The organism is Bradyrhizobium sp. USDA3010 (genome assembly GCF_056429065.1).
Genome location: NZ_JBWJZD010000003.1, coordinates 439,839 through 466,130 on the forward strand (window position 1 = coordinate 439,839; position 26,292 = coordinate 466,130).

34 protein-coding genes and 1 pseudogene are annotated in these 26,292 nt (G+C 62.4%); 18 read left to right on the forward strand and 17 right to left on the reverse strand.

Annotated elements, in window-relative coordinates; translation table 11 throughout:
• Nucleotides 1–2 precede the first annotated feature (2 nt).
• A complete protein-coding gene (locus tag AC066Y_RS07595) occupies nucleotides 3–857 on the forward strand; it encodes an HpcH/HpaI aldolase/citrate lyase family protein (RefSeq protein WP_478273322.1) in 855 nt (284 codons plus the stop codon).
• Here AC066Y_RS07595 and AC066Y_RS07600 read toward each other — a convergent pair whose 3' ends face one another.
• From AC066Y_RS07600 to AC066Y_RS07620, 5 genes are read right to left on the reverse strand one after another with little or no spacing between them, the layout of a single operon-like run.
• Nucleotides 858–2,096 (reverse strand): CaiB/BaiF CoA transferase family protein, encoded by a 1,239-nt coding sequence (locus AC066Y_RS07600; protein ID WP_478273323.1) that lies wholly within the window; start codon nucleotides 2,094–2,096, stop codon nucleotides 858–860.
• Complete coding sequence (locus AC066Y_RS07605) at nucleotides 2,093–3,136, reverse strand: TRAP transporter substrate-binding protein (RefSeq protein WP_478273324.1); 1,044 nt, start codon at nucleotides 3,134–3,136, stop codon at nucleotides 2,093–2,095. Before AC066Y_RS07605 ends, AC066Y_RS07600 begins: the two co-directional genes overlap by 4 nt.
• Before the next feature lie 40 nt (nucleotides 3,137–3,176).
• Nucleotides 3,177–4,466 carry a TRAP transporter large permease gene (locus AC066Y_RS07610; protein ID WP_478273325.1) on the reverse strand — a complete coding sequence of 430 codons (1,290 nt, stop codon included), beginning with the start codon at nucleotides 4,464–4,466 and terminating at the stop codon, nucleotides 3,177–3,179.
• Nucleotides 4,463–5,023: a TRAP transporter small permease gene (locus tag AC066Y_RS07615; protein WP_478273326.1), complete on the reverse strand. Its 561-nt coding sequence runs from the start codon at nucleotides 5,021–5,023 to the stop codon at nucleotides 4,463–4,465. The genes AC066Y_RS07610 and AC066Y_RS07615 overlap by 4 nt, the downstream gene beginning before the upstream one ends.
• A 17-nt stretch (nucleotides 5,024–5,040) precedes the next feature.
• Nucleotides 5,041–6,072: a TRAP transporter substrate-binding protein gene (locus AC066Y_RS07620; RefSeq protein ID WP_478273327.1), complete on the reverse strand. Its 1,032-nt coding sequence runs from the start codon at nucleotides 6,070–6,072 to the stop codon at nucleotides 5,041–5,043.
• Between the two features lie 278 nt (nucleotides 6,073–6,350).
• Here AC066Y_RS07620 and AC066Y_RS07625 point away from each other — a divergent pair, with 278 nt between their 5' ends.
• Complete coding sequence (locus AC066Y_RS07625; RefSeq protein WP_478273328.1) at nucleotides 6,351–6,686, forward strand: glycoside hydrolase family 3 N-terminal domain-containing protein; 336 nt, start codon at nucleotides 6,351–6,353, stop codon at nucleotides 6,684–6,686.
• A 10-nt stretch (nucleotides 6,687–6,696) separates the two neighbouring features.
• Here AC066Y_RS07625 and AC066Y_RS07630 read toward each other — a convergent pair whose 3' ends face one another.
• The 3 genes from AC066Y_RS07630 to AC066Y_RS07640 form a co-directional block, all read right to left on the reverse strand.
• Nucleotides 6,697–7,851: an OpgC domain-containing protein gene (locus AC066Y_RS07630; RefSeq protein WP_212310258.1), complete on the reverse strand. Its 1,155-nt coding sequence runs from the start codon at nucleotides 7,849–7,851 to the stop codon at nucleotides 6,697–6,699.
• Nucleotides 7,852–8,017: 166 nt separating this feature from the next.
• Complete coding sequence (locus tag AC066Y_RS07635) at nucleotides 8,018–8,293, reverse strand: hypothetical protein (RefSeq protein ID WP_478273329.1); 276 nt, start codon at nucleotides 8,291–8,293, stop codon at nucleotides 8,018–8,020.
• Nucleotides 8,294–8,454: 161 nt separating this feature from the next.
• Nucleotides 8,455–9,093 (reverse strand): LexA family transcriptional regulator, encoded by a 639-nt coding sequence (locus tag AC066Y_RS07640; RefSeq protein ID WP_176530027.1) that lies wholly within the window; start codon nucleotides 9,091–9,093, stop codon nucleotides 8,455–8,457.
• A gap of 127 nt (nucleotides 9,094–9,220) precedes the next feature.
• Between AC066Y_RS07640 and AC066Y_RS07645 the strand changes: the two genes are divergently transcribed.
• The 5 genes from AC066Y_RS07645 (at nucleotide 9,221) to AC066Y_RS07665 (ending at nucleotide 13,338) form a co-directional block, all read left to right on the forward strand.
• On the forward strand, nucleotides 9,221–9,781 hold the full coding sequence (locus AC066Y_RS07645; RefSeq protein WP_478273330.1) for a GcrA family cell cycle regulator: 561 nt from the start codon (nucleotides 9,221–9,223) through the stop codon (nucleotides 9,779–9,781).
• A 95-nt stretch (nucleotides 9,782–9,876) separates the two neighbouring features.
• Nucleotides 9,877–10,452, forward strand: coding sequence for a DUF6456 domain-containing protein (locus AC066Y_RS07650; RefSeq protein WP_478273331.1), 576 nt, complete (start codon nucleotides 9,877–9,879; stop codon nucleotides 10,450–10,452).
• 353 nt (nucleotides 10,453–10,805) lie between these two features.
• Nucleotides 10,806–11,228 (forward strand): GFA family protein, encoded by a 423-nt coding sequence (locus tag AC066Y_RS07655; RefSeq protein ID WP_478273332.1) that lies wholly within the window; start codon nucleotides 10,806–10,808, stop codon nucleotides 11,226–11,228.
• Nucleotides 11,229–11,531: 303 nt separating this feature from the next.
• Nucleotides 11,532–12,794: a CaiB/BaiF CoA transferase family protein gene (locus AC066Y_RS07660; protein WP_478273387.1), complete on the forward strand. Its 1,263-nt coding sequence runs from the start codon at nucleotides 11,532–11,534 to the stop codon at nucleotides 12,792–12,794.
• Nucleotides 12,795–13,155: 361 nt separating this feature from the next.
• Nucleotides 13,156–13,338, forward strand: a complete 183-nt coding sequence (locus AC066Y_RS07665; RefSeq protein WP_092115610.1) for a hypothetical protein — start codon at nucleotides 13,156–13,158, stop codon at nucleotides 13,336–13,338.
• A 23-nt stretch (nucleotides 13,339–13,361) separates the two neighbouring features.
• Here AC066Y_RS07665 and AC066Y_RS07670 read toward each other — a convergent pair whose 3' ends face one another.
• From AC066Y_RS07670 to AC066Y_RS07685, 4 genes are read right to left on the reverse strand one after another with little or no spacing between them, the layout of a single operon-like run.
• The gene (locus AC066Y_RS07670; RefSeq protein ID WP_092115609.1) at nucleotides 13,362–13,682 is read right to left on the reverse strand and encodes a cupin domain-containing protein; all 321 of its coding nucleotides are present in this window, start codon (nucleotides 13,680–13,682) and stop codon (nucleotides 13,362–13,364) included.
• Nucleotides 13,679–14,419, reverse strand: a complete 741-nt coding sequence (locus AC066Y_RS07675; RefSeq protein ID WP_478273333.1) for a YqcI/YcgG family protein — start codon at nucleotides 14,417–14,419, stop codon at nucleotides 13,679–13,681. Before AC066Y_RS07675 ends, AC066Y_RS07670 begins: the two co-directional genes overlap by 4 nt.
• A gap of 40 nt (nucleotides 14,420–14,459) precedes the next feature.
• Nucleotides 14,460–15,752, reverse strand: a complete 1,293-nt coding sequence (locus AC066Y_RS07680; RefSeq protein WP_478273334.1) for an MFS transporter — start codon at nucleotides 15,750–15,752, stop codon at nucleotides 14,460–14,462.
• Complete coding sequence (locus AC066Y_RS07685) at nucleotides 15,752–16,465, reverse strand: hypothetical protein (RefSeq protein WP_478273335.1); 714 nt, start codon at nucleotides 16,463–16,465, stop codon at nucleotides 15,752–15,754. The genes AC066Y_RS07680 and AC066Y_RS07685 overlap by 1 nt, the downstream gene beginning before the upstream one ends.
• Nucleotides 16,466–16,528: 63 nt before the next feature.
• Here AC066Y_RS07685 and AC066Y_RS07690 point away from each other — a divergent pair, with 63 nt between their 5' ends.
• The 3 genes from AC066Y_RS07690 (at nucleotide 16,529) to AC066Y_RS07700 (ending at nucleotide 19,197) form a co-directional block, all read left to right on the forward strand.
• Nucleotides 16,529–17,548, forward strand: coding sequence for a GlxA family transcriptional regulator (locus tag AC066Y_RS07690; RefSeq protein ID WP_478273336.1), 1,020 nt, complete (start codon nucleotides 16,529–16,531; stop codon nucleotides 17,546–17,548).
• A gap of 163 nt (nucleotides 17,549–17,711) precedes the next feature.
• The gene (locus AC066Y_RS07695; RefSeq protein ID WP_478273337.1) at nucleotides 17,712–18,845 is read left to right on the forward strand and encodes an alpha-hydroxy acid oxidase; all 1,134 of its coding nucleotides are present in this window, start codon (nucleotides 17,712–17,714) and stop codon (nucleotides 18,843–18,845) included.
• A gap of 148 nt (nucleotides 18,846–18,993) precedes the next feature.
• Nucleotides 18,994–19,197: a hypothetical protein gene (locus AC066Y_RS07700; protein WP_478273338.1), complete on the forward strand. Its 204-nt coding sequence runs from the start codon at nucleotides 18,994–18,996 to the stop codon at nucleotides 19,195–19,197.
• A 13-nt stretch (nucleotides 19,198–19,210) separates the two neighbouring features.
• Here AC066Y_RS07700 and AC066Y_RS07705 read toward each other — a convergent pair whose 3' ends face one another.
• Complete coding sequence (locus tag AC066Y_RS07705) at nucleotides 19,211–19,396, reverse strand: hypothetical protein (protein WP_478273339.1); 186 nt, start codon at nucleotides 19,394–19,396, stop codon at nucleotides 19,211–19,213.
• Between the two features lie 228 nt (nucleotides 19,397–19,624).
• Between AC066Y_RS07705 and AC066Y_RS07710 the strand changes: the two genes are divergently transcribed.
• Nucleotides 19,625–19,978, forward strand: a complete 354-nt coding sequence (locus AC066Y_RS07710; RefSeq protein ID WP_021080362.1) for a phasin — start codon at nucleotides 19,625–19,627, stop codon at nucleotides 19,976–19,978.
• 27 nt (nucleotides 19,979–20,005) lie between these two features.
• Here the strand turns inward: AC066Y_RS07710 and AC066Y_RS07715 are convergent, their stop codons facing one another.
• Entirely contained in the window at nucleotides 20,006–20,266 is a 261-nt protein-coding gene (locus AC066Y_RS07715) for a hypothetical protein (protein WP_478273340.1), read from the reverse strand.
• A gap of 196 nt (nucleotides 20,267–20,462) precedes the next feature.
• Between AC066Y_RS07715 and AC066Y_RS07720 the strand changes: the two genes are divergently transcribed.
• The gene (locus AC066Y_RS07720; RefSeq protein ID WP_478273388.1) at nucleotides 20,463–20,765 is read left to right on the forward strand and encodes a hypothetical protein; all 303 of its coding nucleotides are present in this window, start codon (nucleotides 20,463–20,465) and stop codon (nucleotides 20,763–20,765) included.
• Nucleotides 20,766–20,864: 99 nt separating this feature from the next.
• Here AC066Y_RS07720 and AC066Y_RS07725 read toward each other — a convergent pair whose 3' ends face one another.
• Both AC066Y_RS07725 and AC066Y_RS07730 read right to left on the reverse strand, forming a co-directional pair.
• Nucleotides 20,865–21,050, reverse strand: a complete 186-nt coding sequence (locus AC066Y_RS07725) for a hypothetical protein (RefSeq protein WP_229164048.1) — start codon at nucleotides 21,048–21,050, stop codon at nucleotides 20,865–20,867.
• A 255-nt stretch (nucleotides 21,051–21,305) separates the two neighbouring features.
• On the reverse strand, nucleotides 21,306–21,701 hold the full coding sequence (locus tag AC066Y_RS07730) for a hypothetical protein (RefSeq protein ID WP_478273341.1): 396 nt from the start codon (nucleotides 21,699–21,701) through the stop codon (nucleotides 21,306–21,308).
• 66 nt (nucleotides 21,702–21,767) lie between these two features.
• Here AC066Y_RS07730 and AC066Y_RS07735 point away from each other — a divergent pair, with 66 nt between their 5' ends.
• The 6 genes and pseudogenes from AC066Y_RS07735 to AC066Y_RS07760 all read left to right on the forward strand — a co-directional run bounded on the left by AC066Y_RS07735 (nucleotide 21,768) and on the right by AC066Y_RS07760 (nucleotide 25,399).
• Nucleotides 21,768–21,929, forward strand: a complete 162-nt coding sequence (locus tag AC066Y_RS07735; protein WP_478273342.1) for a hypothetical protein — start codon at nucleotides 21,768–21,770, stop codon at nucleotides 21,927–21,929.
• Between the two features lies 1 nt (nucleotide 21,930).
• Nucleotides 21,931–22,173, forward strand: a pseudogene (locus tag AC066Y_RS07740) (hypothetical protein); the annotation flags it as partial.
• A 45-nt stretch (nucleotides 22,174–22,218) separates the two neighbouring features.
• Complete coding sequence (locus AC066Y_RS07745) at nucleotides 22,219–22,554, forward strand: GNAT family N-acetyltransferase (RefSeq protein ID WP_478273389.1); 336 nt, start codon at nucleotides 22,219–22,221, stop codon at nucleotides 22,552–22,554.
• Nucleotides 22,555–22,993: 439 nt separating this feature from the next.
• A complete protein-coding gene (locus AC066Y_RS07750) occupies nucleotides 22,994–24,151 on the forward strand; it encodes an acyl-CoA dehydrogenase family protein (protein ID WP_478273390.1) in 1,158 nt (385 codons plus the stop codon).
• 10 nt (nucleotides 24,152–24,161) lie between these two features.
• Nucleotides 24,162–24,716 (forward strand): flavin reductase family protein, encoded by a 555-nt coding sequence (locus tag AC066Y_RS07755; RefSeq protein ID WP_478273343.1) that lies wholly within the window; start codon nucleotides 24,162–24,164, stop codon nucleotides 24,714–24,716.
• Between the two features lie 44 nt (nucleotides 24,717–24,760).
• A complete protein-coding gene (locus tag AC066Y_RS07760; RefSeq protein ID WP_478273344.1) occupies nucleotides 24,761–25,399 on the forward strand; it encodes a TetR/AcrR family transcriptional regulator in 639 nt (212 codons plus the stop codon).
• 6 nt (nucleotides 25,400–25,405) lie between these two features.
• Here the strand turns inward: AC066Y_RS07760 and AC066Y_RS07765 are convergent, their stop codons facing one another.
• Nucleotides 25,406–26,281, reverse strand: a complete 876-nt coding sequence (locus AC066Y_RS07765; RefSeq protein ID WP_478273345.1) for a polysaccharide deacetylase family protein — start codon at nucleotides 26,279–26,281, stop codon at nucleotides 25,406–25,408.
• Between the last annotated feature and the right edge of the window lie 11 nt (nucleotides 26,282–26,292).

Sequence of the window (26,292 nt, forward strand, 5' to 3'; positions counted from 1 at the left end):
CGATGCGATCGTTCCTGTTCGTTCCCGGCGACAGCACCCGGAAATATGAGAGTGCGAAGAAGACCGCGGCCGACGCATTGATTCTCGATCTCGAGGATTCCATCGCACCGGAGCAGAAGATCGTGGCGCGCGGCATCACGCGCGAGATGCTCGATGCGCGCAATCCGGACCAGAAGCTTTATATCCGTGTCAACGCGCTCGACACCGGTCTGACGCTCGGCGACCTCGCGGCCGTGATGACCGGAAAGCCTGATGGCATTGTGCTGCCGAAATGCGCCGGCGCCGCCGACGTCAACAAGCTCGCGCTCTATCTCGATGCATTCGAGGCCGCCTCGGATATCGCGCAGGGCAGCACGCGGATCGTTACGGTCGCAACCGAGACGGCGCGGGCGGTGCTGAAGATCCTGGACTTCGAGAACATGAGCCCGCGACTCTGGGGTATGATGTGGGGTGCGGAGGACCTTGCGGCCTCGCTCGGCGCAACCCGCAACCGCACCGACGGCCGCTATCATTCGCCCTTCATCCTCGCCCGCGATCTCTGCCTGATCGGCGCAGCAGCGGCCGGCGTGGTCGCGATCGACACCATCGCCACCGATATCAACGATCTCGACGCGTTGAAGGTGGAGGCGATCGCGGCGCGGCAGGACGGCTTCCTCGCCAAGGCCGTGATCCATCCCAAGCATGTCGATGTCGTCAACGCGGCCTTCATGCCGACCGACGAGGAGATCGCCTGGTCGAAGCGGGTGATCGCTGCGTTTGCCGACAATCCGTCCGGGGTCGCCAAGATGGACGGCAAGATGCTGGACAAGCCGCATCTGCGCGCCGCCGAAAAGATACTGGCGTCGCGCAGGACATAGTCAGCGGTCGGGCTCGATCAGCGCGCCCTCCTTGAGGAGGGCCGCAATCTCGGCATCCGCAAGTCCAGCCTCGCGCAAGATCTCCCGGCCATGCTCGCCGAGGTTCGGCGGATAGGTCCGGATCGACGGCGGCGTCTTGCTCCAGGTGGCGGCTGGGCCGGCCACGCGCAGCGTGCCTTCGGTCGGATGCTCCAGTGATTGGATCAGCCCAACGGCGGTCAGATGCGGATCGTCGATCAGGCTATCGAGGTCGTGCAGCGGCGCGTGCGGAATGTCGGCCTCTTCGAAGAAGCGCACCCATTCGGCGGTGCTGCGGGTCTTCATCATCTGCGAGAACCAGTCGTAGACGAAATCGTAGTTCCTCGTTCGCGCTGAGATGCTGCTCAGCCGCGGGTCGCGGTCGGCCTCGTTCGCAAGGCCGATCTTGGCGAAGAACGCGGACCATTGTTTGTCGGAATAGACCAGCGCGCAGATGTAGCCGTCGCTGGTTTGATACGGACGGCGGTCGGGCGACAGCAGCCGGGAATAACCCGGCGGGCCGATCGGCGGCTCGAAGCTGCGCCCGGCCATGTGATCGCCGAGCACGAACTGCGCCATGGTCTCGAACATCGGGATTTCGATCGCCTGGCCTTCGCCGGTGCGCTCCCGGTGGAACAGCGCCGCGAGGATAGCGTGAACGGCATTGAGGCCGACGATGCGGTCGGCCATGGTCGCCGGAGAGTAGCGCGGCTCACCGGTGATCCTGCCGGTCAGCGCGGGCAGGGCGGTCAGCCCCTGGATCAGGTCGTCATAGGCGGGCCGGCCGGCATAGGGCCCGGTCTCGCCGAACCCGTGCAGGCTGGCATAGACCAGCCGCGGGTTGATCGCCAAGAGATCGTCGGCTCCGAGGCTCAGCCGCGCCATCGCCGCAGGACGGACGTTGTGGACGAGCACATCGGCATCGGTGGCAAGACGCAGCAGCGCCGCGCGGCCGACGGCCTTCTTCAAATCGAGCACGATTGACCGCTTGTTGCGATTGCCCTGCAGATACATCGCGCCCATCGTGGGATGGCGCATCGGGGCGGCGTGGCGCATCACATCGCCATCGGGGCTCTCGACCTTGATCACGTCGGCGCCGTAGTCGCCGAGGATCATGGTCGCGTAGGGTCCCATCATCACGCTGGTGAGGTCGATGATCCTGACGCCGGCGAGCGGACCGGCGGGCGCGGATGGTTTTTCTCTCGTCGGGGCCCGGCTCAATGTGTAGCGGCCAGTGCTTCGGCGAAGGCCTTGAAGACGTCGGTGCCCGGCTTGCCGCGCTTGTCGACGTCCTTCGCCCAATCCTGTGCCACCGACTTGAAGGCGGTGTCGAACACCTTCTTGTCGTCGGCGCTGAAGTTGATGACCTTCATGCCCTGCGACTTGATCTTGTCTGCCGCGGCCTTCTCTCCGTCCTCGAACCGCTTGCAGGCCTCGCGCGTGGTCTGCTCGCCGGCCTCGACCAGCGCCTTGCGCACATTCTCGGGCAGCGACTTGAATTTCAGCTCGCCGATCGAATAGGTGAAGATCGCGGTTCCGAAGTTCAGCCCCTCGGTGCCCGACTTCAGGATCTTGCCGAAGTCGTAGGATGCCGAGCTCTGGTAGGAGAAGATCAGCCCATCGAGCGTGCCGCGGGTCAGCGATTCATAGATCTCGGGCGCGGCCATCCGCACCGGCACGCCGCCGATCGAGCGCATCATCAGGTCCATCGCGCCGCCGGTGGTCCGGATCTTCAGGCCTTCGAGGTCCTTTGCCGTCTTCACATCGCGGCTGGTCGCAAGCTGGACCTGGTAGGCCGGCAGCGCGAGCGTCACCAGCGGCCGAAGCTGGTTCGGCGCGAATTCCTTCGTCTCCAGGATGCCGCCATTGTGCGAGACTTTGTAGAAGGCGAGTGAGCCTTGGCACTCGCTGTCGAAGATGCCGGGCAGTTCGGCGACCGCCGTCAGCGGAAACTTGTCCGACGAATAGGATGGCACGATGTAGGAGACATCAGCGACGCCGAGCGCGGTAAGCTGGGCCATGTCCTTGGCCTTGCCGAGCTGCTCCGCCGGAAAGTGCTGGAACGTGACCTGGCCGTTGGTCAGCTTGGTGACGAGCTCCGAAAACGGCTTGCCGACGAGCTCATGGATCACGTGGCCGGAGGGCAGGCTGTCGGCAAGGCGCAGGGTGATCTTCTCCTGGGCAAGGCCCGACGATGCGGAAGCCGCCAGAAACGCGGTGGTGGCGCCTGCGCCGGCGAGGAAACGGGAATAGAAATTCATAACAGTCTCCCAGAGATGGCCGTCTCGACCGACGGCTTCTTCAATGTTGCATGTGGTTCGGCAGCCAGAGGATGATCTCCGGAAATGCCACGAAAATGGCGATGGCGATCAGATGCGCGATGAAATGCGGGAATGTGCCGTGGAACACCTCGCCCACGGGACGATGTGCGTAGCGTGCGACGATGAAGCAGTTCAATCCGATCGGCGGAGTGATCATGCCGACCTCGGCGGTCACGATCTTGATGACGCCGAACCAGATCGGATCGAATCCGAGCGACTTGATCAGCGGCAGCACGATCGGAACCGTCAGCACCAGGATCGCGATCTGATCCATGAACGAGCCGAGCACGATGTAGCCGCACAGGATCAGCGTGATGATGATCCAGCGCGAGACGTCGAGCCCGCCGACCCACCCGACGATGTTCTGCGTGACCTGGGTGAGGGTGAAGAAATAGCCGAAGATATGCGCGCACATGATGATCAGCACGATCATGCAGGTGCCCTGGGCGGCATGCCGTAACGTTGTGTAGAGCGAGGTCAGGTTGATCTTGCGCTTCCAGCAGGCGAGGCAGAAGGCGCCGAATGCACCGAACGCCGAGGCCTCCGTCGGCGTCGCGATCCCGAGATAGATCGTACCTGTGACGATCGAGAACAGGATCACCATCGGGCTGACCTGCCAGAGCAGGCTGAACCGCTCCGACCATGTCACGGCCGATATCGTCGGTGCGCGCGAGGGATCGAGCAGCACCAGGATATAGATCGTCGACATGATGATGATGGTGACGAAGATCGCCGGGATGATGCCGCTGATCAGGAGCTTTCCGATGTTCACCTCGGCAAGCAGCCCGAAGATCACCAGCGCCACTGAGGTCGGCAGCAGCATCGCCAGCGTGCCCGAGATCGCGACGACGCCAGCGGCCATTTTGGGCTCGTAACCCTGGCGGATCATTGCGGGCAGGCTGGTCGAAGAGAGCGTTGCGGCCGAGGCCGTGCTGGTGCCGCAGATCGAGCCGAAGCCCGCACCGGCCAACGCGGTTGCCATGCCGAGACCGCCGGGGATTCGTCCAACCCAGGCTGCGGCGGTCTTGAACAGATCGTCGGCGACGCCCGACAGCAGCACCAGGTCCGCCATCAACAGGAACATCGGGATCGTGATCAGCTCGTAGGAAGTGACGGCCGACAGTGGCGTGGTCTGCAGCACGCCGAGCAGGATCGGCAGGCCGCCGGTCAGATAGAGGCCGAGCCCGCCGGAGAATGCCATGGCGAACGCGACTGGTGTTCCGATCGCGAGCAGGAAGAACAGCAGCGCGAGGATGAAGGTCGGGATCATTCGAAACCTCCGGCAGCCTTGTCCGAATGACCGGAGATGGCCGGCAGCGGCAATAAATTCTCGCCGGTCAGGAGGCTTGCGGTATTGGCAATGAGATGAACGGCAAGGCGCAGCGCGAGAATTCCCGCACCGACCGGCACGAAGATCGAGGACGCCCAGGTCGGCCACGGGATCGCACCGGCCATCACGTCGCCCGACACATAATTGTCGAGCGCGCGCTGATAACCGAGCCAGGCGATCGGAACGAAGATCGCGAGGCCGACGAGGTTAGAGATGATGACGCAAAGGCGCTGCATGATCGCCGAGAAGCGCGGCAGCAGGATATCGACGCTGATATGGCCGTTGACCGCGTAGGTGCCGGAGAGGGAGAGAAAGAACACGCCGGCCATCACGTAGAGCGAGATCAGGTCATAGGCCCAGGAAAACGGCCGGTTGAACACGTAGCGCATCACGACATCGGAGAAGACGATGATCATGATCGCAAACATCAATGCCGCGGCGATAGCCGAGGTCACCTTCTCGATGGCGGTCAGAGCCTTCAGGCTTGTCTTGATCACGTTGGGCTCCGTCCGCGTTACTGGGCCGGCACGGCTGCAACGGCAGCACTGAATTCCTTCAGGGCGTCGCTGCCGCGCTTGCCGCGCGCATCGAGCCCGTCGGCCCATGCCTTGCCCACGCCTTTCGTCAGGTCCTTGAGCTTGGCGACGACGTCAGGCTGCAAGGTGTCGAAGTGGACGCCTGCGGCTTCCATCGACTTCATGGTCTCGCTGTCCTGCTTCTGCACTTCCTTGCAGGCAGACGGCAGGATTTCCTCGGCGGTGTCGATCATCGCCTTCTGGATCTCCGGCGACAGTTTCTTCCAGGCGTTCTCGCTGATCGAATAGGCGACCACGAAGCTCGCGAAGCCGAAGCCGTCGGTAGAATGCTTCACGAGCTTGTCGGCGCCATAGGCGACGGCGCTCTCGAGCGGAAACAGCAGACCGTCCATCGTGCCGCGCGACAGCGATTCATAGGCGTCCGGGGCAGCCATGCGCACCGGCACCGCGCCGATCGCGCGCAAGGTGAGGTCCTGTGCGCCGCCGGTCGACCGCAGCTTCAGCCCATTGATGTCGGCGGCATCCTTCACCGGCTGCTTCACAGTCAGGATGCGATAGGGCGGCAGGCTCACCGCGAGCAGCAGGCGGATGCCGTTTACGGTATAATCCTGCTCTGCAATCACGCCGCTCCGCGCGGCCTTCCAATAGGCTAGCGTGCCCTGGCAGGAATGCTCGAACGCGCCGGGGAGCATCGCGACTTCGGAGATCGGCATCTTGTCGGATACGTAGGCGGGCGCGACGTAGCCGATGTCGGCGACGCCGGTTTGCGTCAGCTTGAGCATGTCGGCGGCCTTGCCGAGCTGCTGGGCCGGATAGTGCTCGAACGTCACGGCGTTGTTGGTGCGCTTCTGCACCTCGGCCATCCAGGGCTCGAGCACGAGGCGGACGAGGTAATGCCCTTTCGGAAAAGAGTCGGCCACCCGCAGCTTGATCGGCTCCGCCGCTGCCGCCAGATTGATCGATGCGATGAGGAAGCCGTAACCGGCCAGCGCCCGCCGAAGCCCGCCCATATGTCCTGCCCCTGAGTAGCCTTGTTGTTTTGAGCAGCTGCGCACAAACGAATTTGCGCGTCAAGCAGGGCTCGGCTGAGCATGCTTGATCGGACAACCGGAGAGCGCGGGCCACCATGCGCCGACGCGATTGCGCGGGCGAAAGGGATCACGCGAGGACGTCGATGCGCTTGATTTCAAGCCGTAAGCGCGCGACGGCCAACCGGTTGGAAGCTGATGCTGGGAGGCAACCAGATCGCGCTGTCAATTTTGTCCACCACGCGGGAAATTCCTCCGGTGTGCTCGACGGGCATGTCGCGGTGAATGCGGTCGACCGAGGGCGGCCGGCGTCGCATTCAAAGGCCGTGGTCGACGGGCCGATCCGGAAGAGCTGGAACTACCAGGGCATCGTCATGACGGACGATCTGGTGATGGGCGCGATCTATCAGCACGACGTCTGCACCGCAGTCGTGGAGGCGTTGAACGCGGGCGCCGATCTGTTGCTGGTCGCCTATGACGGGTTGGAGTTCTACCGCCTGTTCGATTGCGCGACGGATGCAGCTGCGCGAGGGGGCCTCGACGCCACCATGCTGCACGACAGCGAGACGCTAAGGCGCGCGCTGCTGGTCGACTAGATCGATGGATTCAGGAATGAGCGCCGACCGCCGATTTGTTGTCCTGCTGCTTCGACCACGAGACGTAGTAGGCGACAGCCGTCATCGCCGCAAGACCGGCGAGGCTAACCGCGACCTGCCTTGTCAGTGAGTATGGACCGGTGATCAAGATCAGGTGCGCGGCGAAGGAGAGGAACACGCCTGCACAGAACACGGCCAGCCATTCCTCGCCGCATTTGATGATCGGCTGCAGGGCGTAAGATCGCAGATATCCCCAGTCGCGCGGCACCAACCAGGTGAACAGGAATGTCAGGGTCAGGAAATGCAGGATGCGGTGAGGTGCGACATCCTCCCGGTCGTTTTGCAGCAGCATGTCGCTCAGTCCGCTCGGCATCATTTGGGCGAGTGCCGGGATATCGCTACTGGAGACGATCGTCAGCGCGAACAGCAGGTACAACAACGCCGTGGCGCGCAGCGCGGCAACGGCCTGCATCGCGCGGATCGCGGGTGCATAGCGCGTGCCGATGAGCGCGAGCCAGCCACCCATCACGAACAGCAATTGCCAGCAGAACGGATTAAGGTACCAATCTCCGTACGGATATGAAGTCAGGTTCCAGTCGAACACGCGGGCGGTAGCGTAAAGCGCCACTGACGCGAGAAGCGTTGCGTTCGGCACGTAGAGCAATCCGAGTACGACGAACGGCTGGAAGGCCATCAGGGCGATAGTGAGTTGCAGCACGTCGAGATTGAGCGGTTTGGCCTGCAGGAACAAGCCGTAGATCAGCGTCCGGATCGGGTGGTCGATGAATCCGGTGATGTTGAACTCGCTGATGATCTCGGGCGCCGCGGTCCGCGTGGCGACATAGCTGATCAACTCGACATAGATCACGAACAGGACGATATAGGCAGCATAGAGCTGCCATACGCGCTTGAAGATCCGGGTTGCGGCCACGACGAATCCGCGCTCCAGCGCCATCCGGGCGTAGATGAGCGTCACCGCATAGCCGCCGATGAACACAAAAAGGTCGGTCGCGCCGCTAAAGCCGAAATTGCGCATGGTCAGCGCACTGACGACGTTGTGCGGAACGTGATCCAGGAACAGAAACCAGTTTGCGATGCCAAGCAGCAGCGCGATCCTGAGATCGCCATCGGCTCTCGCGATCTCGGCGTTTGTTGTCGAAGTCATCTGAAGCTGAAATCTGCCGGCCCGAGAAAACGATTTCGCGAATCTAGTGGGAACCCACGCCCGGTCCGAATAGACTCTGCGTGAACCCTATCTAGTCTGTTTCGGGTTCCGGCCAAGTGGCCGGTTCAAGAAAGATCACGTTTTCGCAATCGCCGCGTGAGCGCGGTCAGACCGGCTCGTGTTTGCGCAGGTCGCGGGCGTGATCCAGTGTATTGGCTTGCAGGTTTGCGCCGGTCGGGGCGAGCTCCGGCAGGGCAGCCTCCGCGAGGATATCGTCCGTGATATCCTCGACCGAGCACTCGGCAACCTCGTGGATGAAGCTGATGTTGGTGTATTCACCTGACGCGACCCGTGAGATGACCTCGCGCCGCGTCATTTCGGGATCGACGATCGCCTCGCGGCCACGGCGGCCATAGTCGATCATCACAACAAAATACTGCATTGCCTGGCGGTTCGATGCGTTGACTTTCGTTGTCCATTATTTCCGATAATCGGAATTATGTCAAGGGAGATTGACGATAATCGGAACTCGTGCGCGGTCGCACCAACCGATTCGGGCCGAAGGCACCCGAATCGGTCAGGCCGGCCCCTGCAGCCGGGCGGCTATTTCTCGGACGACCGTCCGCCCTGCGCCCGGGCGGATTTGCGGCCCTTCGCCGCCGTCTTGCCGCGCAGTCTTTCGATCTGGCCGCGGGGCAGGGTGACGCAGATCTCGCCGATCCACTCGAGCTTGACGCCGTTGATCGGCTTGGCATTGAAGCTCTTGAGGTTGACCGTGCCGGACGAGCTGCCCCGCTCGATCGTCTTCAGATAGCGCTCGCCGGTCTTCAGCCGGACCGCAGCTTCCTCTCCGTAGAAGCTCGACAGCGGATAGCGCTGCTCGCGATACACCACGATGACATCGCCGTTCTCGTATTTCGGCAGCATCGAATCGCCCGAAACCTCGAAAGCGACGGTTTCCTCCGTCATCGGGAAGGGGAGTTCGATCTCGCCGAGGCCCTCCGGCGGGACCTGCTCGAGCTCCGGCTGGATCGAGGCGCCGGCGCCGACCCGGCCCACGATCGGCACCGAGTTCAGCTCCAGGTATTCCATGATCGGGGCAATCTCCGATGCCTTGATCAAGCGGATTCCCGACAGGATTTCGGACACCGCCCCGGCCCGAACCCCCATTGCGCGGGCAAGCCCGCCCTTGCTCTTCCCCGTCTTTTCCAGTGCTCGCTCGATAAGTGCCGCGTCCAGCATGTTTCATCCTCTCCAAAGCTGGACATACTCTTACCGTTACGATTATCAGAATTCAAGCTTGACTTTTCCTTCGGAATATCGGAATCTGTGCGAGGCGCCGGCGGAATGACAAAAATGGGAATTTGGAATGGATATGGTGAACTGGCTGCCGGAGCATTCGGCTGCCTTGCAGGACCTGCGCGCCCGCGGCTTGTCCTATTCGGAAATCGCTGAGACGATCAACGCAACCTTCAGCACGGCCTATACGCGCAACGCGGCCCTCAGCAGGGCGCAGCGCATGGGGTTGGCGGGCCTCGATCGGCCGGAGCCGTCCCTGCCAGGGCACCTCGATCCACCCAAGCCGGCCTTGCCGGAGCCACCGAGGATCGGGCGCCTGCGTGAAGGGCGGGCCGAGCTGAAGTCTGATCTGTTTCGCTGGCCGAAGAGCTTCACCGAAACGGTGGAGATGCCCCAACTTCGTTGCGCGGCGGTCGCGCCACGGCATCTTTCGCTGTTCGACCTCAAGCGCGGAGACTGCCGCTATCCCTATGGCGGGGATGCCGACGGCGAAACCATGACCTTCTGTGGTCACCCGTGCCGGCCGGGCGCGAGCTATTGCACGCCGCATTTTCACCTGAGCCGCGATCCCGAAGCATCGACGAGGCCGGTACTGAACGACGCTTGGCTTCAAGCCATCGGGGCCATCTGAGGCCGCTCACCTCCCGACCGATCGATGTCGGTCCACACAACCACGGTCGCGCGGACGACGCCGCGCGCTTTCACGACACATTTCGGAGGCCACCAATGCCGCGCGCAAAACGCCGGAAACCGTACGATCCCGCTGGAACACATGATCGGCGTTCCCAGGATCTGCCCTTCAACGCCGAGGTGGCGACCGTCGAGATCGACGATCCCCTCGCGCTCGAGCCGGGCGAGAAGATCGTTGCCTTTCGCTCGATACGCAGCGACCCGCTCGGCCGGCTGCATGCACACCGGCAGATCGATGACACCCAGTACCGGAGCGGCCGGGCCTTCCAGAACGATTGGGAGAAGGCCGAGCGCGGCCCTCGCGCGGTGGATACGGCGCGTGAATACGTTGACGGCGGTCAGCAACGTGAGCCGATCACGGAGGGACAGCGCCAGGCGACCTTGCGCCTGAATCGCGCCGAGCATGAGCTTGGTGCCGACGGTTCGGCGCTGGTGCACGACGTCCTGATCCTCGGCATGACCATGGAGCAGGTGGGGCAGCGGCGCGGACTGCGTACGCAGCGCTGGCAGGACTATTTTGCACGGCGCCTCAAGGAATGCCTGGATCGGCTGGCGCTGATGTACGGCCTTGCCACGCCGAACAAGGTTCCCGTGAAGGACCGTCAATCCTGACTTGAAGTGACGTGCTCACGCGCCGGTTGCCGCACAGGCAGCCGGCGCGGCAGCGATTCATCACATTGCGGCACTGCGCTTTGCCTCACACTGAGCTCGTCCTGATCTGCGTCGAAGACGGTCGACAGCCGCGCGGACTCTCATGTAACGTCGACGACCTGCCCGCATTGGAGCGCAGTGTGATTGGCTCCGGTGCGAGGAATGGTCTGGTACGTCCACAAGGGAGTTCGTAGCGGCTACGCCCGCCTTGATCTTATCCTGCATCGCGAACATCACGAGTAACGTGGGTCGATGCCGGCGCGGAGTCTGATCAATTCACCCTCCGATCAATTCACCCAAGGGAGAACCGAGCGATGAATCATACTGGAACCTGCTTTTGCGGCGCCGTCGAACTCAAGGTCACTGGGGAGCCTGAGGCGATGGGCTACTGCCACTGCCGTTCATGCCGTTCCTGGTCCGGCGGCCCAGTGAATGCGTTCAGCCTCTGGAAGCCCGAGGCGGTCGAAGTCACCAAGGGCGCCGATCATCTCGGAACGTTCGAGAAGACCGCGATGAGCCAGCGCAAATACTGCACCAAGTGCGGCGGTCACCTGATGACGAACCACCCGACGCTTGGGCTCGTCGACGTGTTCACGGCAACGATCCCAACGCTGAAGTTCAACCCCGGCGTTCACGTCAACTATTCCGAGGCGGTGCTGCCGATACGCGACGGCCTGCCGAAGCTGAAGGACTTTCCGGCCGAGTTCGGCGGCTCCGGCGAAACGATCGCCGAATAGCGCGACGCTTCTCGAGCGGGTGGCGACGAAGCGTCGCTACCCGCCGATGTCCATTCTTCCGCTCGCCGGACGCGCTGACAGATCCGGTATCCGGCGGGCTTCCTCGACATTCGAATCGTTCGGCCGTGTCGGCACGGCCGGCGCCGTGGGCTCCCCTTGCCGGTGACAGCCATGTCAGGCGAAGGTCCCGCCCTGCAAAATCCGGGTTTGGTCTTGGTGATGGGCTTCCGCTAAAAGGCAGGCAGTGCCGGTCCTGGCAAGGCCGTCGTATTTCGCCTGACAAAATAACAGAGGAAGCGTCGGATCATGACCAAACCAGAATTGCCAGGGCGCGCGCCGCGCGGGGAGGGAGTTCCGACGGCGCTCGATGGCCTGCTGGTGGTCGACTTCACCCGCGTCGTTGCCGGCCCGGCCTGCACGCAAACGCTGGCCGATTTCGGGGCCGAGGTCATCAAGATCGAGAATCCGGACGGCGGGGACGACACGCGAGCGTACGAGCACGCCGAGATCGGCGGGGAAAGCGCAGCGTATCTGAGCCTCAACCGCAACAAGCGCGGCATTGCGCTCGATTTCAACAATCCTGCGGCACTCGAAGTCGCGCGCGCGTTGATTGCCAAGGCAGACGTCGTGGTGGAAAATTTCTCCGGCGGAGTGATGAAGAAATTTGGCCTCGACTATGCGTCGGTGTCGTCGACCAATCCGCGGCTGATCTATTGCTCGATCTCCGCCTACGGCCGCAAGGGTGACTTCGCGCTGCGCCCGGGCTTCGACCCGATTACGCAGGCCGAAAGCGGCTTCATGTCGCTCAACGGTTTTCCGGATGGCGAGCCGGTGCGCACCGGGCCACCGATCGTGGACATGGCAACCGGCATGTCGGCCTGCAACGCCATCCTGCTCGCCTTGATTGCGCGGGATCGGCTCGGTCGCGGGCAGCAGGTCGAGGTCGCGTTGATCGACACCGCGGTGTCGATGACCGGCTTCTACGGCATGGCCTATCTCATCAACGGCAACAACCCCGGTCGTTTCGGCAACTCACCGAACGGTTCGCCGACCGTCGGCGTCTACCGGGCATCCGATGGTCCGCTCTATATGGCCTGCGCCAACGACCGGCTCTATCGCCGGCTCGTCACCGACGTACTCGAGCGCCCGGATCTCGTCACCGACCCCGAGTTTGCTCACCGCAAGGCGCGGACCGCCAACAAGGAGAAGCTGCGCGCCATCATCGCCAGCGTGTTTGCAAGCGACACGCTCGAGCACTGGATGGCAAAGATGAAGAAGGCCAATATTCCGGTTGGCTATCTGCGTACGGTCGAGGAAGGGTTCAACGCACCCGAGGTGCGCGATCGTCATCGCCTGAGCAGAATCGCGCATCCGACCGCCGGCTCGGTTCCGAACATCGAGTCGCCCGTCAATATGAGCCTGACGCCGACGGTCGATCCCGTTGCGGCTCCGCTGCTCGGTCAGCACACTCGGGATGTGTTGAGCAAGACGCTTGGCTACGACGACCGGCGCATCGCCGCTTTGGCCGAGGCAGGCGCGTTCGGCAAGCCAGGTAACACCGGCTAGCCGTTTGGTCTGAACCAAAGATCAGATTTGCGCTAACCATCTGACCTGAGGCGAGAGGGAAGCCTCTCGCCTTGCAAGATGTCGTTCAGACGTCACGAGCCCCCACCGCGTGCCGGCGGCCTTCGACCCGGAACTGGCCCGTTCGGGACCTCAGTTCGGCTTGCTGCGCAAGTTGTTCCTTGGCATACTTTCAACTTCCTCGGGCTCCGCCCGATCAATCTCGAGACGGGCCATCCGGAGTATGAGGGTTGCCGTGGTTAGGCCAAGGCGTTCGGCCTCTTGCGCTGCGGTGTCAACCTTCTGGGCCAAGCCTTCACGTTTACCTGGGTATGCCATTCGTAATCCTCACTTAAGGTGCGAGATGAAAAATCCCACATACGTTGCAGAGCTGCAGAACAAGCTCGGAGCTCCATCGAGCGAAACACTGGAAAGCCTGCGACTGTTGAAGGCTTTCCTTCGACTTGCGCCCGACCAGCGTTCCGAGGTCATCGAGCTGGTCGAACGTTTGGCGGTTGAGCCGCCGCGCGATCCCTCACTGTCCTGAGGTGTTCGCGTTTTTCCTGGATGTTAGTTGTTCATTGGCCTGGCGGGCGGCTGTGTCGCGATCACGTAGATTGCACCGCCCTCGAGCGCTTCGGATTGATGCCGGGTGCCGGCAGGCAGCAGGATGGTGTCGCCGGCACCGACGACCCGCTCTCCGCCGTCCCAGATGAAGTTCAACCGGCCGCTGATGATCATCAGGATTTCATCGACCGGATGGGTATGGAAGTGGTGCACCTTGCCGGCTGCATCATGCTGCAGCTCGACGGACCCCTGGGCCGGGAGCAGGTTCAGGATCTCCGGATCGATGGCAAATTCGGTCTTCGTGCCCGCGATGATTTGGGTCATGCTGCCTGTTCCTTGTTCGCGATAGCTGGCGTCTTGTTCTGCGCGAGCTTGGCAAAGGGGCAGCCTCCGCTCGCATTGTTGTCGTCGTGCAGGAAGTACTGCAGATATTCGCGGCCATCGGTCGCGCCGTAGCGGCCGAGAAGCGGAGAGGGGCTCGCGCTGTCGTACGGGATCAGGCGCTTGCGCACCTCGGCGAACGCGGCGGTCGCCGCCTTCTCCGTCCCGAGGATCTTGTCGAACACCCAGCGCGGCTGGAACGTGAGCATGAAGGCGCTGGATCGGCGGCTCTGGCGCATCACATGAGCGGGCGTCGTGCACACGACGAAAATGGGCTCGCCCGCAAACGAGAACTCCCACATCGGGTGGTCGATCTGTTCCGGAATCTCGGCCGGCCACGGGTTCTTGTCCAGGCGCGCGAGCTGGTCGAGCGTCAGCCACATCTTGCGATAATAGGCATCGAGCGTCTGAACGGGGCGGGGACGCGTGAACACGATCAAAGAAGTGTTGGGGCCGAACGAGCGCGCCTCCGAAACATATTGTGCGAGCTGCTCGCCGAGCACTGCGACGTCATACGGATCGAGGAAAAGATAGCGGAGCTGGTCCTGGCGATGTCCGGTCACCCCGAACACGCAGGGGAACGGCCTCGCCTCGCTGCTCATCTGCGCTTCAAACTCGGAGAACATCACGCTCTGCCAGCTGCTGACCGGAAAGTTTGACGAGACTTCGCCTTTTCTCAAGAACAAGCGCTCCATAACACCCCCTACACTCATAACGACACTAACGGGCTATCAACTTGCTTCTCATCAATAGCGGCCCGGCAATGCCCGGCAGCGACATGAGAAGCAGAATGACGATCAAGGCGCTGTAGCCGCCGTCACCGATCGCAGCCGTGTTATGCACGGCGTCGGTTCCGGAGGCGCTACTGGCGGCAAGCATCGCAAAGCCGATGATCGGCTGCGAGACGCCGGCGAATATCCCAGCAGCAGTGGTGTTCACAGAAGCGCCGACACCGATCAGTTCGGAGGTGTAGAGCTTCTTCACGCATTTCAGCACCAGCGGGACGGTGCCGCCGGCGACGAGCCCCAAGGCCGTGAACACGACGGTGACGTAGGCGAGACCAAATGTCCGGGCGACCTGCGGCAGCAGCATCGCGATCAGCAGCATGCGCAATACGCAAATGCCGATCAATGCGCGGTCGAGCGCCGCCGCGGCACGATCGGCGGCGTGACCGAGGAAGATCGAGCCGAACGCATTGCCGATCATGAAGGCGAGCAGCGGCGTGCCGGCAGCCGTCGGAGAGATATGGAAGAAGTGGGCGACCATCGGAATGCCCCAGACGCCCGACAGCGTCGTCACAACCGCGAAGTGCGATGCAAATGTCATCGCACAACCCCAGTTCGCGATATGGGCCAGCGATTGCCGCGCAGCGATCACGACGCCCTTCAGCGTCTTGTTGCTGTGCGATGCCGGATCAGGCTTGAGCGCGAGCTTGGCGAAGGCGAGGTTGGCGAGACCAATGCAGGCGATGAACAGGAAGCAGGCCCGCCAGCCGAACCCCGAGACGGCGGCTGCGAGCGGCGTGGTCGCAATCACGCCTCCGACATAGCCGGAGACCTGCGAGATGCCCGACATCATGCCGAACCGCTCGTCGGCGAAGCTTTGTGCCACGAGCTTGAGGAGTGCCGTGAAGACCAGTGCATCGCCGCAGGCGACAATCAGGCGCGCAGCAAAAACGTCGAGCAGGTTCGGCGCCAGCGCGAACGCTGCGCTGCCGAGCGACGAGGCGATCATGCTGAGGAGGACGACGCGCTTGACGCCGTAACGATCGACCAGCAGGCCGGCCGGAATCTGCATCAAGGTGTAGCCCCAGAAATAGCTCGAGGCGAGCATCGCAACACCGGCCGCATCGGTGTTGAAATCGTGCATGAAACTGAGGCTTACCGATTGCGGCGACACCCGCTGCAGGAAGGCGATGGCGTAGGCGATGGCCACTGCCGTCCAGGCGAGATAGGCGCGGTCGGTGAAGCGCGACGTCGGGGCGTAAACGGCTTGTTGTCCGAGCATCGACATCACACCCTCGCGTAACCCACCGAGAACAGGGCATCTGCTGAATTCGGAATCTTCCGCGACATCGCAGCATCGACCAGCGACGCGGTGCCACGATAGGCCTGCCGATGGTGTTTAATGTGGCCGTAAGCGCCCCGCATGATCATGTGGGGCAGTTCGAGCGGCTTGCCCGGATAGAGTGAGGTGCACATCTCGACACAGGCCGCCTGCAACGCCGGGTCCTGCGCATCATCGAGCAACGATGGAGTCACTTTTTCGCAAATTTTAGCGTTCGCTGCCCAGACGATCGGATTGCGGGTCCGCCAGCCGTAGAGCACGTTGCCGTCGGCCCTCTCGGCGGCGCCCGAGCACTTCAGAACTTCCGCCGTAAAGAAGCCGTAGAGGCCGCGGCCCTGATGCGCCGGGAGTACTTCTGTCCCGCTGCGATAGATTCCAAGTCCGGCCGACATGTGCAGGATGCGGTAGACCGAGAAGGCCACGAGGCCGGACCCGTCATAGGCGAGGATCAGGCTGTACTTCTGGTCGAAGGGTGAGGAGGTTGCCGTCCAATGCGGCTCGGTGGCCTGCCAGTTGACGGCAATGATGCCGTTCATGGCGTCCATCAGCGGTTGGCGGTCGCGGCCTTCGACCCGGGAGGCATCGGGGAGACTGTAGATCGCGTAATCCGCCCAAGGCGATTTGATCGTCTCGTATCCGCTGCCCAGATTTCGCGACATGGCAGAACTCCAGAATTCGATTGCAAGCTATACAGGGCAGCCTCGAATGGCTTAAAGGACAATATGCCCTCGAAAACTGCCAAGCCGCCCCGGCCCGAGCCGCGCGACAAGAAAGCGACGCGGCGGATCGCGATCGTTGCCTTTCCGGGCGTGACCTTGCTTGACATCTCGGGGCCGGCTCAGGTGTTCGCGGAGCTGGAGGCGATCGAACTGCCCGGGCCGGACTACTCGCTATCCTATTTGTCGACTTCAGGCGGCTTGGTGCCGACCGATGTCGGTATGATGATCGACACGGCGCCGATCGCCAGTGTTGCGCCCGCCGAGGTCGACACGCTGGTGATCCCCGGCGGACCCGGCATCTGGAAGATCCGCAACGACTCCGAGTTGATGAACTGGATTGCGGAGGCGCTGCCAAAGGCGCGCCGTATCGCTTCAGTCTGCCTTGGCGCATTTGCGTTGGCCTGGACCGGGATTCTGGACGGCAAGCGTGCTGCAACGCACTGGCGCTATTGTCCGCGTTTGCAGGACAGCTTTCCCGACATCCGCGTCGAGCCCAACGCGATTTTCGTCAAGGACGGACATGTCTGGTCGTCGGCGGGTGTCAGCGCCGGCATCGATCTGGCGCTCGCGATGATCGAGGAGGATTTCGGCCACACCATCGCGCTCGATGTCGCGCGCAGACTTGTGGTGTTTCTGAAGCGGCCGGGCGGTCAGAGTCAGTTCTCGACCGTCCTTGCGGCTCAGGCGTCGGACGTCGAGGGACGCTTCAGCGCGCTGCACGCCTGGATCATCGAGAACATCACGAGCGACCTCAAGGTCGAGACCCTTGCGGAAAAGGCCGGGATGACGCCGCGCACCTTTGCCCGGACCTATGTCAGCCGCACCGGCATGACACCTGCTAGCGGTGTCGAGGCGCTGCGCGTTGAGACCGCGCGCTTGCTGCTCGAAAGCCGCCAGATCGGCGGCGTGGTCGAGGTTGCCAAGCGCGCGGGATTTGGCGACGACGAACGAATGCGGCGGGCCTTCCTGCGCCACCTCGGCGTGTCGCCGACCGAGTACCGAAACCGGTTCTCGGGCAGCTAGCGCGTCGGGCGGCTCAGTTTGGAGGCGGCCGCTTCGTGTCGAAACCCGATCCACCTCACAAGCGAATAGCAGGCCTTCGCTGGCCGGATTCGTGGGTCAAGGTGGTAGCTTTTCCGGTTTGTCTGCGGCTAATGTGCCGGCCAAATCGGGAGAAGAAACGACCATGAATGACGGGACCCCCATTCAGCAGGCGCGCAACGTCGAACTCGGCGCCAGCGGCGAGGAATTCCAGAATCTGCACGAATTCGCGCAAAAGGCCCGCGCCAGGCTGAACCAGAACGCCTGGGACTATATCGTTGGCGCCTCGGAGACCGAGACCACGATGCGCCGCAACAGAATGGCGCTCGACGAGATCGCGTTCCGGCCGCGCGTGCTGCGCAACGTCATCAATGTGGATCCATCCACCGAGGTCTTCGGCCGCAAGCTCCGGCTTCCCGTGATGATCGCCCCGGTTGGCGCACTCGAGATCTTCGATCCGGACGCCGGCGCAGCCGTCGCGCGCGGAGCGGGAACGTTCGGCGCGGCGCATATGCTGAGTTCGGTGTCGGAGCCGGGGCTGGAGAACACCGCCAAGGCGGCGCCTGACGCCTTGCGCATCTTCCAGCTCTATGTGCGCGGCGACGATGCGTTCGTCGAGGATGTGGTCAGCCGGTCCATCGACAACGGTTACGCCGCGTTCTGCCTCACCGTGGACACAGCCCATTACAGCCGGCGCGAGCGCGACATCGCCAAGCGCTATGTCCGCGAAAGCCGCATCCGCGCCACCGGCGGCGATTTCCAGAAGGGGCTGGAATGGCGGACGGTGAAGTTGATCAAGGACAAGTTCAAGATTCCGCTCATGCTGAAGGGGATCGCCACCGCGGAAGACGCCAGGATCGCCCTCGATCACGGCGTCGACTGGATCTACGTCTCAAATCACGGCGGACGGCAGCTCGACCACGGCCGCGGGTCCATGCACGTCCTGCCCGAGATCGTTCAGGCCGTCGCAGGCCGCGCCAAGATCATGGTCGATGGCTCGATCTGCCGTGGCACTGATATCGTGAAGGCCATCGTCTCGGGGGCCGACCTTGTCGGGATCGGCCGTCTGCAATGCTGGGCGCTCGCCGCGGCGGGCGAGGCAGGCATCGTCCGGATGCTTGAATTGCTGGAAGACGAGGTGATCCGCTGCCTTGGGCTGCTCGGCGTCACTAGCTTCGCCGAACTGGACAAGTCCTATCTGCATCCGGCGACGCCGACCAATCTGCCGAGCGTGTTCAGCGCATTCCCGCTGCTCGATATAGATCCCTACCGCTACTGAGCCGCGCCGCTACGAAGACATATGGAGTGATGACGCGATCGGGGCGCCGGGCACCTCGATCGCGCCGGCTCGCCGTCAAACTGTGGTGTCCATGAAGCCGCCGCGGCAAAGACAAAGTCTGATCCAAATGCCGCACTAGTCGAAGCGAATGGCAAACAATCCATTCGCTGAAGTTTCACTTGAGCGCGCGATCGCCTTGCGCTGGACCCTCCGTGATATCCAGGCCGGCCGGCTCAAACTGTCGCCGGTCAGCGAAGAGGATCTGCGTGCTCTCACGGAGCTCGGTCTGGTCGAACTGTATGACGGCGAGCCCGAGCTGACGGAGGCGGGGGCCGCGGTCCTGAACGACTGAACGGGCCGATAGCCTAGCGCGCGTTCAGGAAGCTTTCGCCGGAGTTGCACGGCGCGCACCGATAGGTCAGCACGTCGTAGACTTGGTCGCGCGGCTCGATCAAGGCGAGCCGCATTTGCGTGCCGCACTTCATGCACGGCATCTCTATGCTGGTCTTGAAACGGGTGCAGGTCGGTGTTGGACGAACGGCGCGCAGCATCGGATCCCCTTATTCCCCACAAGAGACGCGAACGCGACCAACGACGAGGCCGAATCACTATGCCACAGTGCTGACACGATTGGAATCGGCCTGCGGTGCAGTCCGGTCGCTGCTAGGTAAATTTTCCTTGGCTGCAACAAGTGGGCCTCTCATGGTTTGGCGATACGGCGCTGACGCCGCCACAATCTATGCTAACCTCGGCAGACGCTTTTTTCAGGGGGCGCGATCATGATTGAGCCGAAGCTTGAAGTTCCCGCCGAGTTGCGCGATCTGGCGGAAAAGACCATCGACCAGGCCGAGCAGGCCTTCAGCCTGTTCTTTGATGCCGCGAGCAAGTCGATGACAGCGATGCCAGGCACCGGGACCGAGATTTCAAAACAGGCGCTGTCGTTCACCGAGCAGAATATGAAGGCGGCGTTCGAGCACGCGCGCAAGCTCGTTCACGCGACCGATCTGCAGGAGGCGATGCGCATCCAGTCGGAATTTCTGCGCAGCCAGTTCACCAATGCCGGCGAACATATGCGGCAGATCAGCGGAAGCGTGATGTCCGCAACCAAGGACGCGACGAAAGGCAAGTTCTAGGGCGGCGGCCTTCGCGGCGCGTCGACCCTAGCGCCGGCGCGCTGCAGCAACGCCGAGCAGAAAAGCGACAAACAGGCTTGCGAGCGGCGCTTCGCGCGTGACCGCGCTCACGGTCGCGAGGACGCCGCCCGACCTGCGCGAGGTTGCAATCGCGTCGCTGAGGCGATCGGCCGCCGCTCGAAGTCCGTCCGACACCTCCGCGATGGTACGCGAAACGTCCGTCGCGGTGTCGATCGCCCGCTCACCGAGTGTGGGCTGAAGCGGAGACTCGGGTGTTTCAGAGCTCATGTGCCGTGCCGCGATTTCACTAAAGGTGGGGTGGCCGTTACCCTGGCTATCCGCGCGTGCGCGTAGCGACGTCCACATATCGGGGAAATTCAGCAGCTGGGGATTGGTTCCACCAACATGCCTCGCATTCGCATCGCGGAACCGGAAACTTACACGCCGGTTGCGGCTTGTTTCCGTAGAGGAGACGATGATGACAATGCAGGCGTATGGCATATCGGATGGTCGTTCGGTCAAGCATCGAGATCGGCACGGCGGAACGCCGCTATTGATCGCGGCCCTGGTTGCGATCCTCGGCGTGCTGGGCATGCTGGTGGTCGACCACGGTCCGTGGAGCAAGCCGAAGGTGCAGCCGGCCGCTTCCGCCAACTACTCAACGACTGGCGAGGCGGCGCGCGCGGCCGGCGCAAAGGTGATGCCGACCGAGCCCAAGAGGCCGATCGAGCCTGATCCACCCGGCCCAAAGCCCGTTCAGCCGGCAAATCCTAGCACACCGCAGTAGATGCGGGCGCTCCCGAGATTGCATCCGACGCAAAGTGCAGGAATTGACTTGTCGGGCAAATCAGCGGCACAAAGCTATAGTCGAAATACTGTGGGACGATCAGCGCACGCTGACGAGCATGCCCCACGCCGCGGCGAACCCGGCACCGACGAGAACCAGCACCGGGCTGTCGCAGAAGATGCCGCCATACTGGCACATCGCGGTACCGATCGAACCGATCTCATGATGGCCCGCTGCATAGAACAGGCCGGACAGGACCGCGAGCACGGCAGCAACGAAATACATCGGCGCTTCCTCCTTGCAATCTGACTGCGGCTCGGGTCGACCAACGCGAGCCAAAACTGTCCTGATGTCGATCCAAATGTTGTGAGCCGCTTGTCCGCTTGACGCGTCGGGCAACTCAGCGGCACATTGACATCATCGCAACAAGCATACGGCCGATCGGCGCAGCTCGTATTACGATTCCGGATCATGTGCCGACTTTTGGTCCAAGCGGTTTCTCACCGTCGAAGCCGACGCCTCACATTTTACCGATCGCGTTCAGCTCGCAAAAACATTTGACACGTCGGGCAACTCAGGGGCATAATCCGAAAATCCGAAATTGTTGAGCCCGCGCGGAGCAATCCGCGGCGGGCTTTTTGTTTGCCGTTTCACCAATCGGACGGCGGCCGCAACGTCACGACGCCACATCCTCCCGGCCCGTCGCCTGAGCGTCGCAAGCGAGCCGCCGTCCGAACCCATTGAAACGAACATGAAATTGGCCGGTGCGCGCGAACGCGCCGGTCCTGCGGCGCGGCGAAAGCCGGCGCCGCCCGCGGCCCCACTCGTCAGGGATAAGGTTCGCGCCCCAAAGATCGCCGCCCGCTGCGCGATCTGCCGCATCTTTAATTCGATGGCCGCGCTGGTGCGCTGCCGGCCGATCAACGAGGTTTGCATGACCGCCTATCTGATATCGCTCGCGCTTGCGGGCTTGTTAGCCCTCGTCCTGTGGGAGACAGCCGCATGAGTGCTGAGGTCATTCAGTTCATTCCGCGCCCACGTCGGGATCGCGAGCAGACGGATTTTCCTACGATCGCATTCCGCTTGATGCTGCCCGACCCAGAGGCGGAGCACGTCGACACGGCCCCGAGTGAGTATCTCCCGTCCGATTGGCAGGAGAAGTAGGTTGGCAAAGTCGATTACGCAAATCCGTTCGCTTGCGCGGAGCCATACGAGAAGCGCACTCAACGCACTGGTCGGTGTGATGCGATCGACTAGCGCAACGCCGGCTGCCCGCGTCTCCGCAGCCAATGCCATCCTCGATCGCGGCTGGGGCAAAGCGCCGCAGGCGATCGAAAATGGTGACGGGGCGCTCGAACTTGTGCACCGCATCGAGCGAGTCATTGCGCAGGACGAAGAGGTCGCGGATACGCTCGCCGAGCTTCATCAGCTGACCTTCTGCGACGGGACTCGTGTGCCCGACTTCGAGCAGGGGTATTGGTGGATTGCTTTCCGTGGGCTCAAGCCGATTGCATTCGCGGGCGTCGTTTCGTCAACCCATGTTGCCAACGCCGGATATCTGTGCCGCGTTGGGGTCGTGATGCCGCACTGCGGCCACGGCCTGCAAGTGCGGCTTACTCGTGCGCTGGAAGCGCGCGCGCGGCGCTCCGGCTGGAAGGCGATCGTCTCGGATACGACAGACAATCATTTCTCGGCCAACAACTTCATCCGGCAGGGGTATCGGCTCTTCGAACCGGCCTCGCCCTGGGCATGGCAGCACACGCTGTATTGGCGGAAGCAACTTGTCTAGATCCTGCGAGGTCGATCTGACCGTTGCCGAAAGTTCGACGAGGTAGAGCGCCCGGTGGTCGAATGGCCGCCGGGCTTTTTGGCGTTTCTGGTTCGTAGGCCGCACCCTTCGGCAAGCCGCCGTCGTTGGCCGGAGCTTGGCCGCGCATCGAATCTTGGACGGGAGAATGCTAGAGTGCCGCGTCCCGCGCGGACGAAACATGGCTGAGAGCGTTCCCGTCACCGGACGCCCGGTGGCGGCAGTTGAGTGTTCTGCGCCTTGAATTCGCCGGACGCAGGCTTGCGCGTCTTGATATCTGGTGATCGCTCGATAAACTGAACCGAACGACCGGTCGCGCGAATGTTTCGGAGATCGAACGAAGGAAGAGACCATGGTTGAGGTTGGCCGCGGGCTCGACACCAAGGTGCCGCCAGGGTCAGATCGGGATCATTATTCGCTCATGGTCGCACGAGCCCGAGCGCTGGCACCGGCTTTGCGTGAACGGGCGGCGCGGACCGAAGAACTGCGCCGTTTGCCGCCCGAGACCGAGCGGGATCTACACGATTGTGGGCTTTTCCGAATTCTGCAGCCCAAGCGCGTCGGAGGCAGTGAGCTCGACTATGTTGCGCTGGTCGATTGCGCCGACGCCCTCGGGCTGGGCGACGCCTCGGTTTCCTGGAATTTTGCCAATCTTGCGAGCCACCACTGGATGCTGGGTATGTTCGCGCCCGAGGCGCAGAGCGCCGTGTGGGGCGAGAATCCCGATACGCTGATCGCGTCTTCCTTTGTTTTCCCGGCAGGACGGGCCAGGAAGACAAGTGGCGGTTATTTGCTGAGCGGTCATTGGCCGTTCTCGTCCGGGGTGGAAGCGTGCGGGTGGAACATGCTCGCGAGCGTGGTTGCCTCGGATGATGAGGCCGACGGCGTCGAGTATCGGCTCTTCCTGTTGAACAGACGGGACTACAGCATCGACGACACCTGGAACGCGGCGGGCCTGCGCGGAACAGGATCGAACGATGTGCGAGTAACTGACGCATTCGTTCCCGAGCAGATGACGGTTGCGGTCAGCGATCTTGCGGGTGGCGCAACGCCAGGCAGCGTCGTCAATCCGAACGCGCTCTACATGCTTCCGGTTTTCTCGTTGTTCCCCTATGTGCTGTCTGGGGTCGGTCTGGGAAATGCCCAGGCTTGCCTTGATGATTATGTCGAGATCGCGCGACACCGTGCCTCGACATACAACCGGGCCAAGCTCGGCGACCTGCAAAGCACACAGATCAAGATCGCCGAGGCTTCTGCGAAGATCGATGCCGCACGGTTGATCATGCGCACGAATTGCGTTGACGTGCTTGCAGAGATTCGGCGTGGTGATATCCCCAGCATTGCGGCGAAGACGAGGCTCCGGCGCGATGGCGCGTTCGCGGTCAATTTGTGCACCGAAGCCGTTTCTCTTCTGTTTGCAGCGAGCGGGGCGCGCAGCCTGTTCACGTCGGGGGCACTGCAACGCCAATTTCGCGATGCGCATGCAGTGAACGCGCATCTCGCCTTCAATTTCGACGCGGCGGGCACCAATTACGGACGGGTGGCTCTTGGGCTGCCGTCTGAAAACCTGACGCTTTGAGGCTGGCCGGATGTCCGACTCACCAAAATATCCGCCGGATCCGGCCAATGAACTCGCAAGCGACAGCTCGACGATCGATCCCCGCGACTTCCGCAATGCCCTCGGTATGTTTGCGACCGGTGTGACGATCGTCACCGCGATGTCGACCGAAGGACGTCCGTATGGAATCACTTGCAATTCCTTTGCGTCGGTGTCGCTCAACCCACCACTCGTGTTGTGGAGCCTGGGGATGTTTTCGCAGGGATTGCCGATCTTCCAGAATGCCAGCCATTTCACGGTCAACGTTCTTGATGCGTCGCAGCAGACGCTGGCGATAAAGTTTGCCAGATCATCGGGTGACAAATTCGCCGGTGTGAGTTGGTCACCAGGCCTCGGGAACGCCCCCGTGCTTGCCGACGTGGTAGCGAATTTCCAATGCCGGGCCGCCAACCGCTACTACGGCGGCGATCACGTCATTTTCCTTGGGGCGGTGGAGGCCTACGCCTATCACCGGAGCAATCCGCTGCTGTTCGCGCGGGGAGGCTTTGGCCGGTTTCTGGCCGACGATGACGGCAGCGCATCATGAATCGAAAGGCGTCCGTCAAGCGAACTCGTACCAAGCAGAGACGGTTGTCGGCCGACGATCGTCGCAGTGAATTCGTCACCAAGGCGACAGAGCTTTTTGCCGAGGAGGGGTTCGGCGGTGGCACGCGTGCCCTTGCTCGCAGGCTCGGCGTGACGCAACCGTTGCTCTATCGCTACTTTCCGAGCAAGGGCGATCTCATCAAGGAGGTCTACCGCAAGGTCTATCTCGAGCCCCTTGAAATCGGCTGGGAAAAGTTGCTCTCCGACCGGTCGCGTCCACTCCGCGTGCGGCTTCAGGAATTTTACGAAGGCTACACGGACGCGATCTTCAACCGAAAATGGCTGCGGATCTATCTCTACTCTGGACTGAAGGGCCTCGATATCAATCGTTGGTATGTTGGCATGGTCAAGGACAAGATCCTGACACGCATTGTCAGGGAATGTCGCCACGACGTCGGCCTCGCCACGCAGAGCAGGCCCAGCGCGGCCGAACTGGAGCTGGCCTGGGTGTTTCACGGCGGCATCTTCTATTACGGCGTACGCAAGTACATCTACGAAGCGCCCGTCCTCGAGAACAAGGCGCAGATGATCAGTGATGCGCTGGATCTCTTTCTGTCGGGATTTGAGAGGATGGCGGAGAGCGCGACCGATCGTCGGGGGGCGCCGATCAAGGTCGTCGGCTGAGCCGGATTACCTTGCCGCCATCTGGTCCCGATACCAATCTCCAATCTCGCTCGCCGTCATGAGCGCGACGCCGTCATGGCCTATCACGTAGTCGAGCAGGGCCTCCAGGTACTTGATCCGATGTGGTACCCCCGTGATGTAAGGATGCACCGAGATTGCCATGATCCGCGCGTTCTGTGCGCCTTCGAGATAAAGCCGATCGAACTGGTCGGTACAGCGCGTCAGGAACTGTTCCGAGGGCAGGTGCTGTAGCGCGTGAATGACAATGTCGTTGGTCTCAACGGAATAGGGAATCGTCGTCACAGTTCCGTGCGGTGTCGCGATGTCCTGAGGAAGATCGTCGATCACCCAATCGGCCACATATTCGATCCCGTTGAGGCGCAGGAGATCGAGTGTTTCTTCGGTCTCGGTCAGGCCCGGGCTTTCCCATGATCGCGGTGGCTTGCCCGTAAATGCGGCGATCGTGTCGACAGCACGCTTGATCGCATCGGCCTGGTTCTCGACCTTGTGCATTGGGCCCTGCACGAGCCCATGCCCCATGAATTCGAAGCCCGCCTCGCGCGCCGCCGATGCCACGCGCGGATAGCTGTTGCAGACGTTGGCATTCGTGGCCAGCGTCACCGGTATCTTTCGGTCGGTGAGGGCTTTGAATTGCCGCCAGAAGCCGGCGCGCATGCCGTATTCATGCCACGACCAGTTCGGCACGTCAGGCAGCAGCGGCTGGCCCATCGGTGGACCCAGCACGGTGCGTGGCATCGCATTTTCGATACGCCATTCCTCGACATTGAGGACGATCCAGACAGCAAGCTTCTTGCCATCAGGCAACGTCAGTTTCGGTCGGTCGACCTGAGCCTGGTACGGAATGCGATCAGTGAAAGCCACGTCGAAACTCC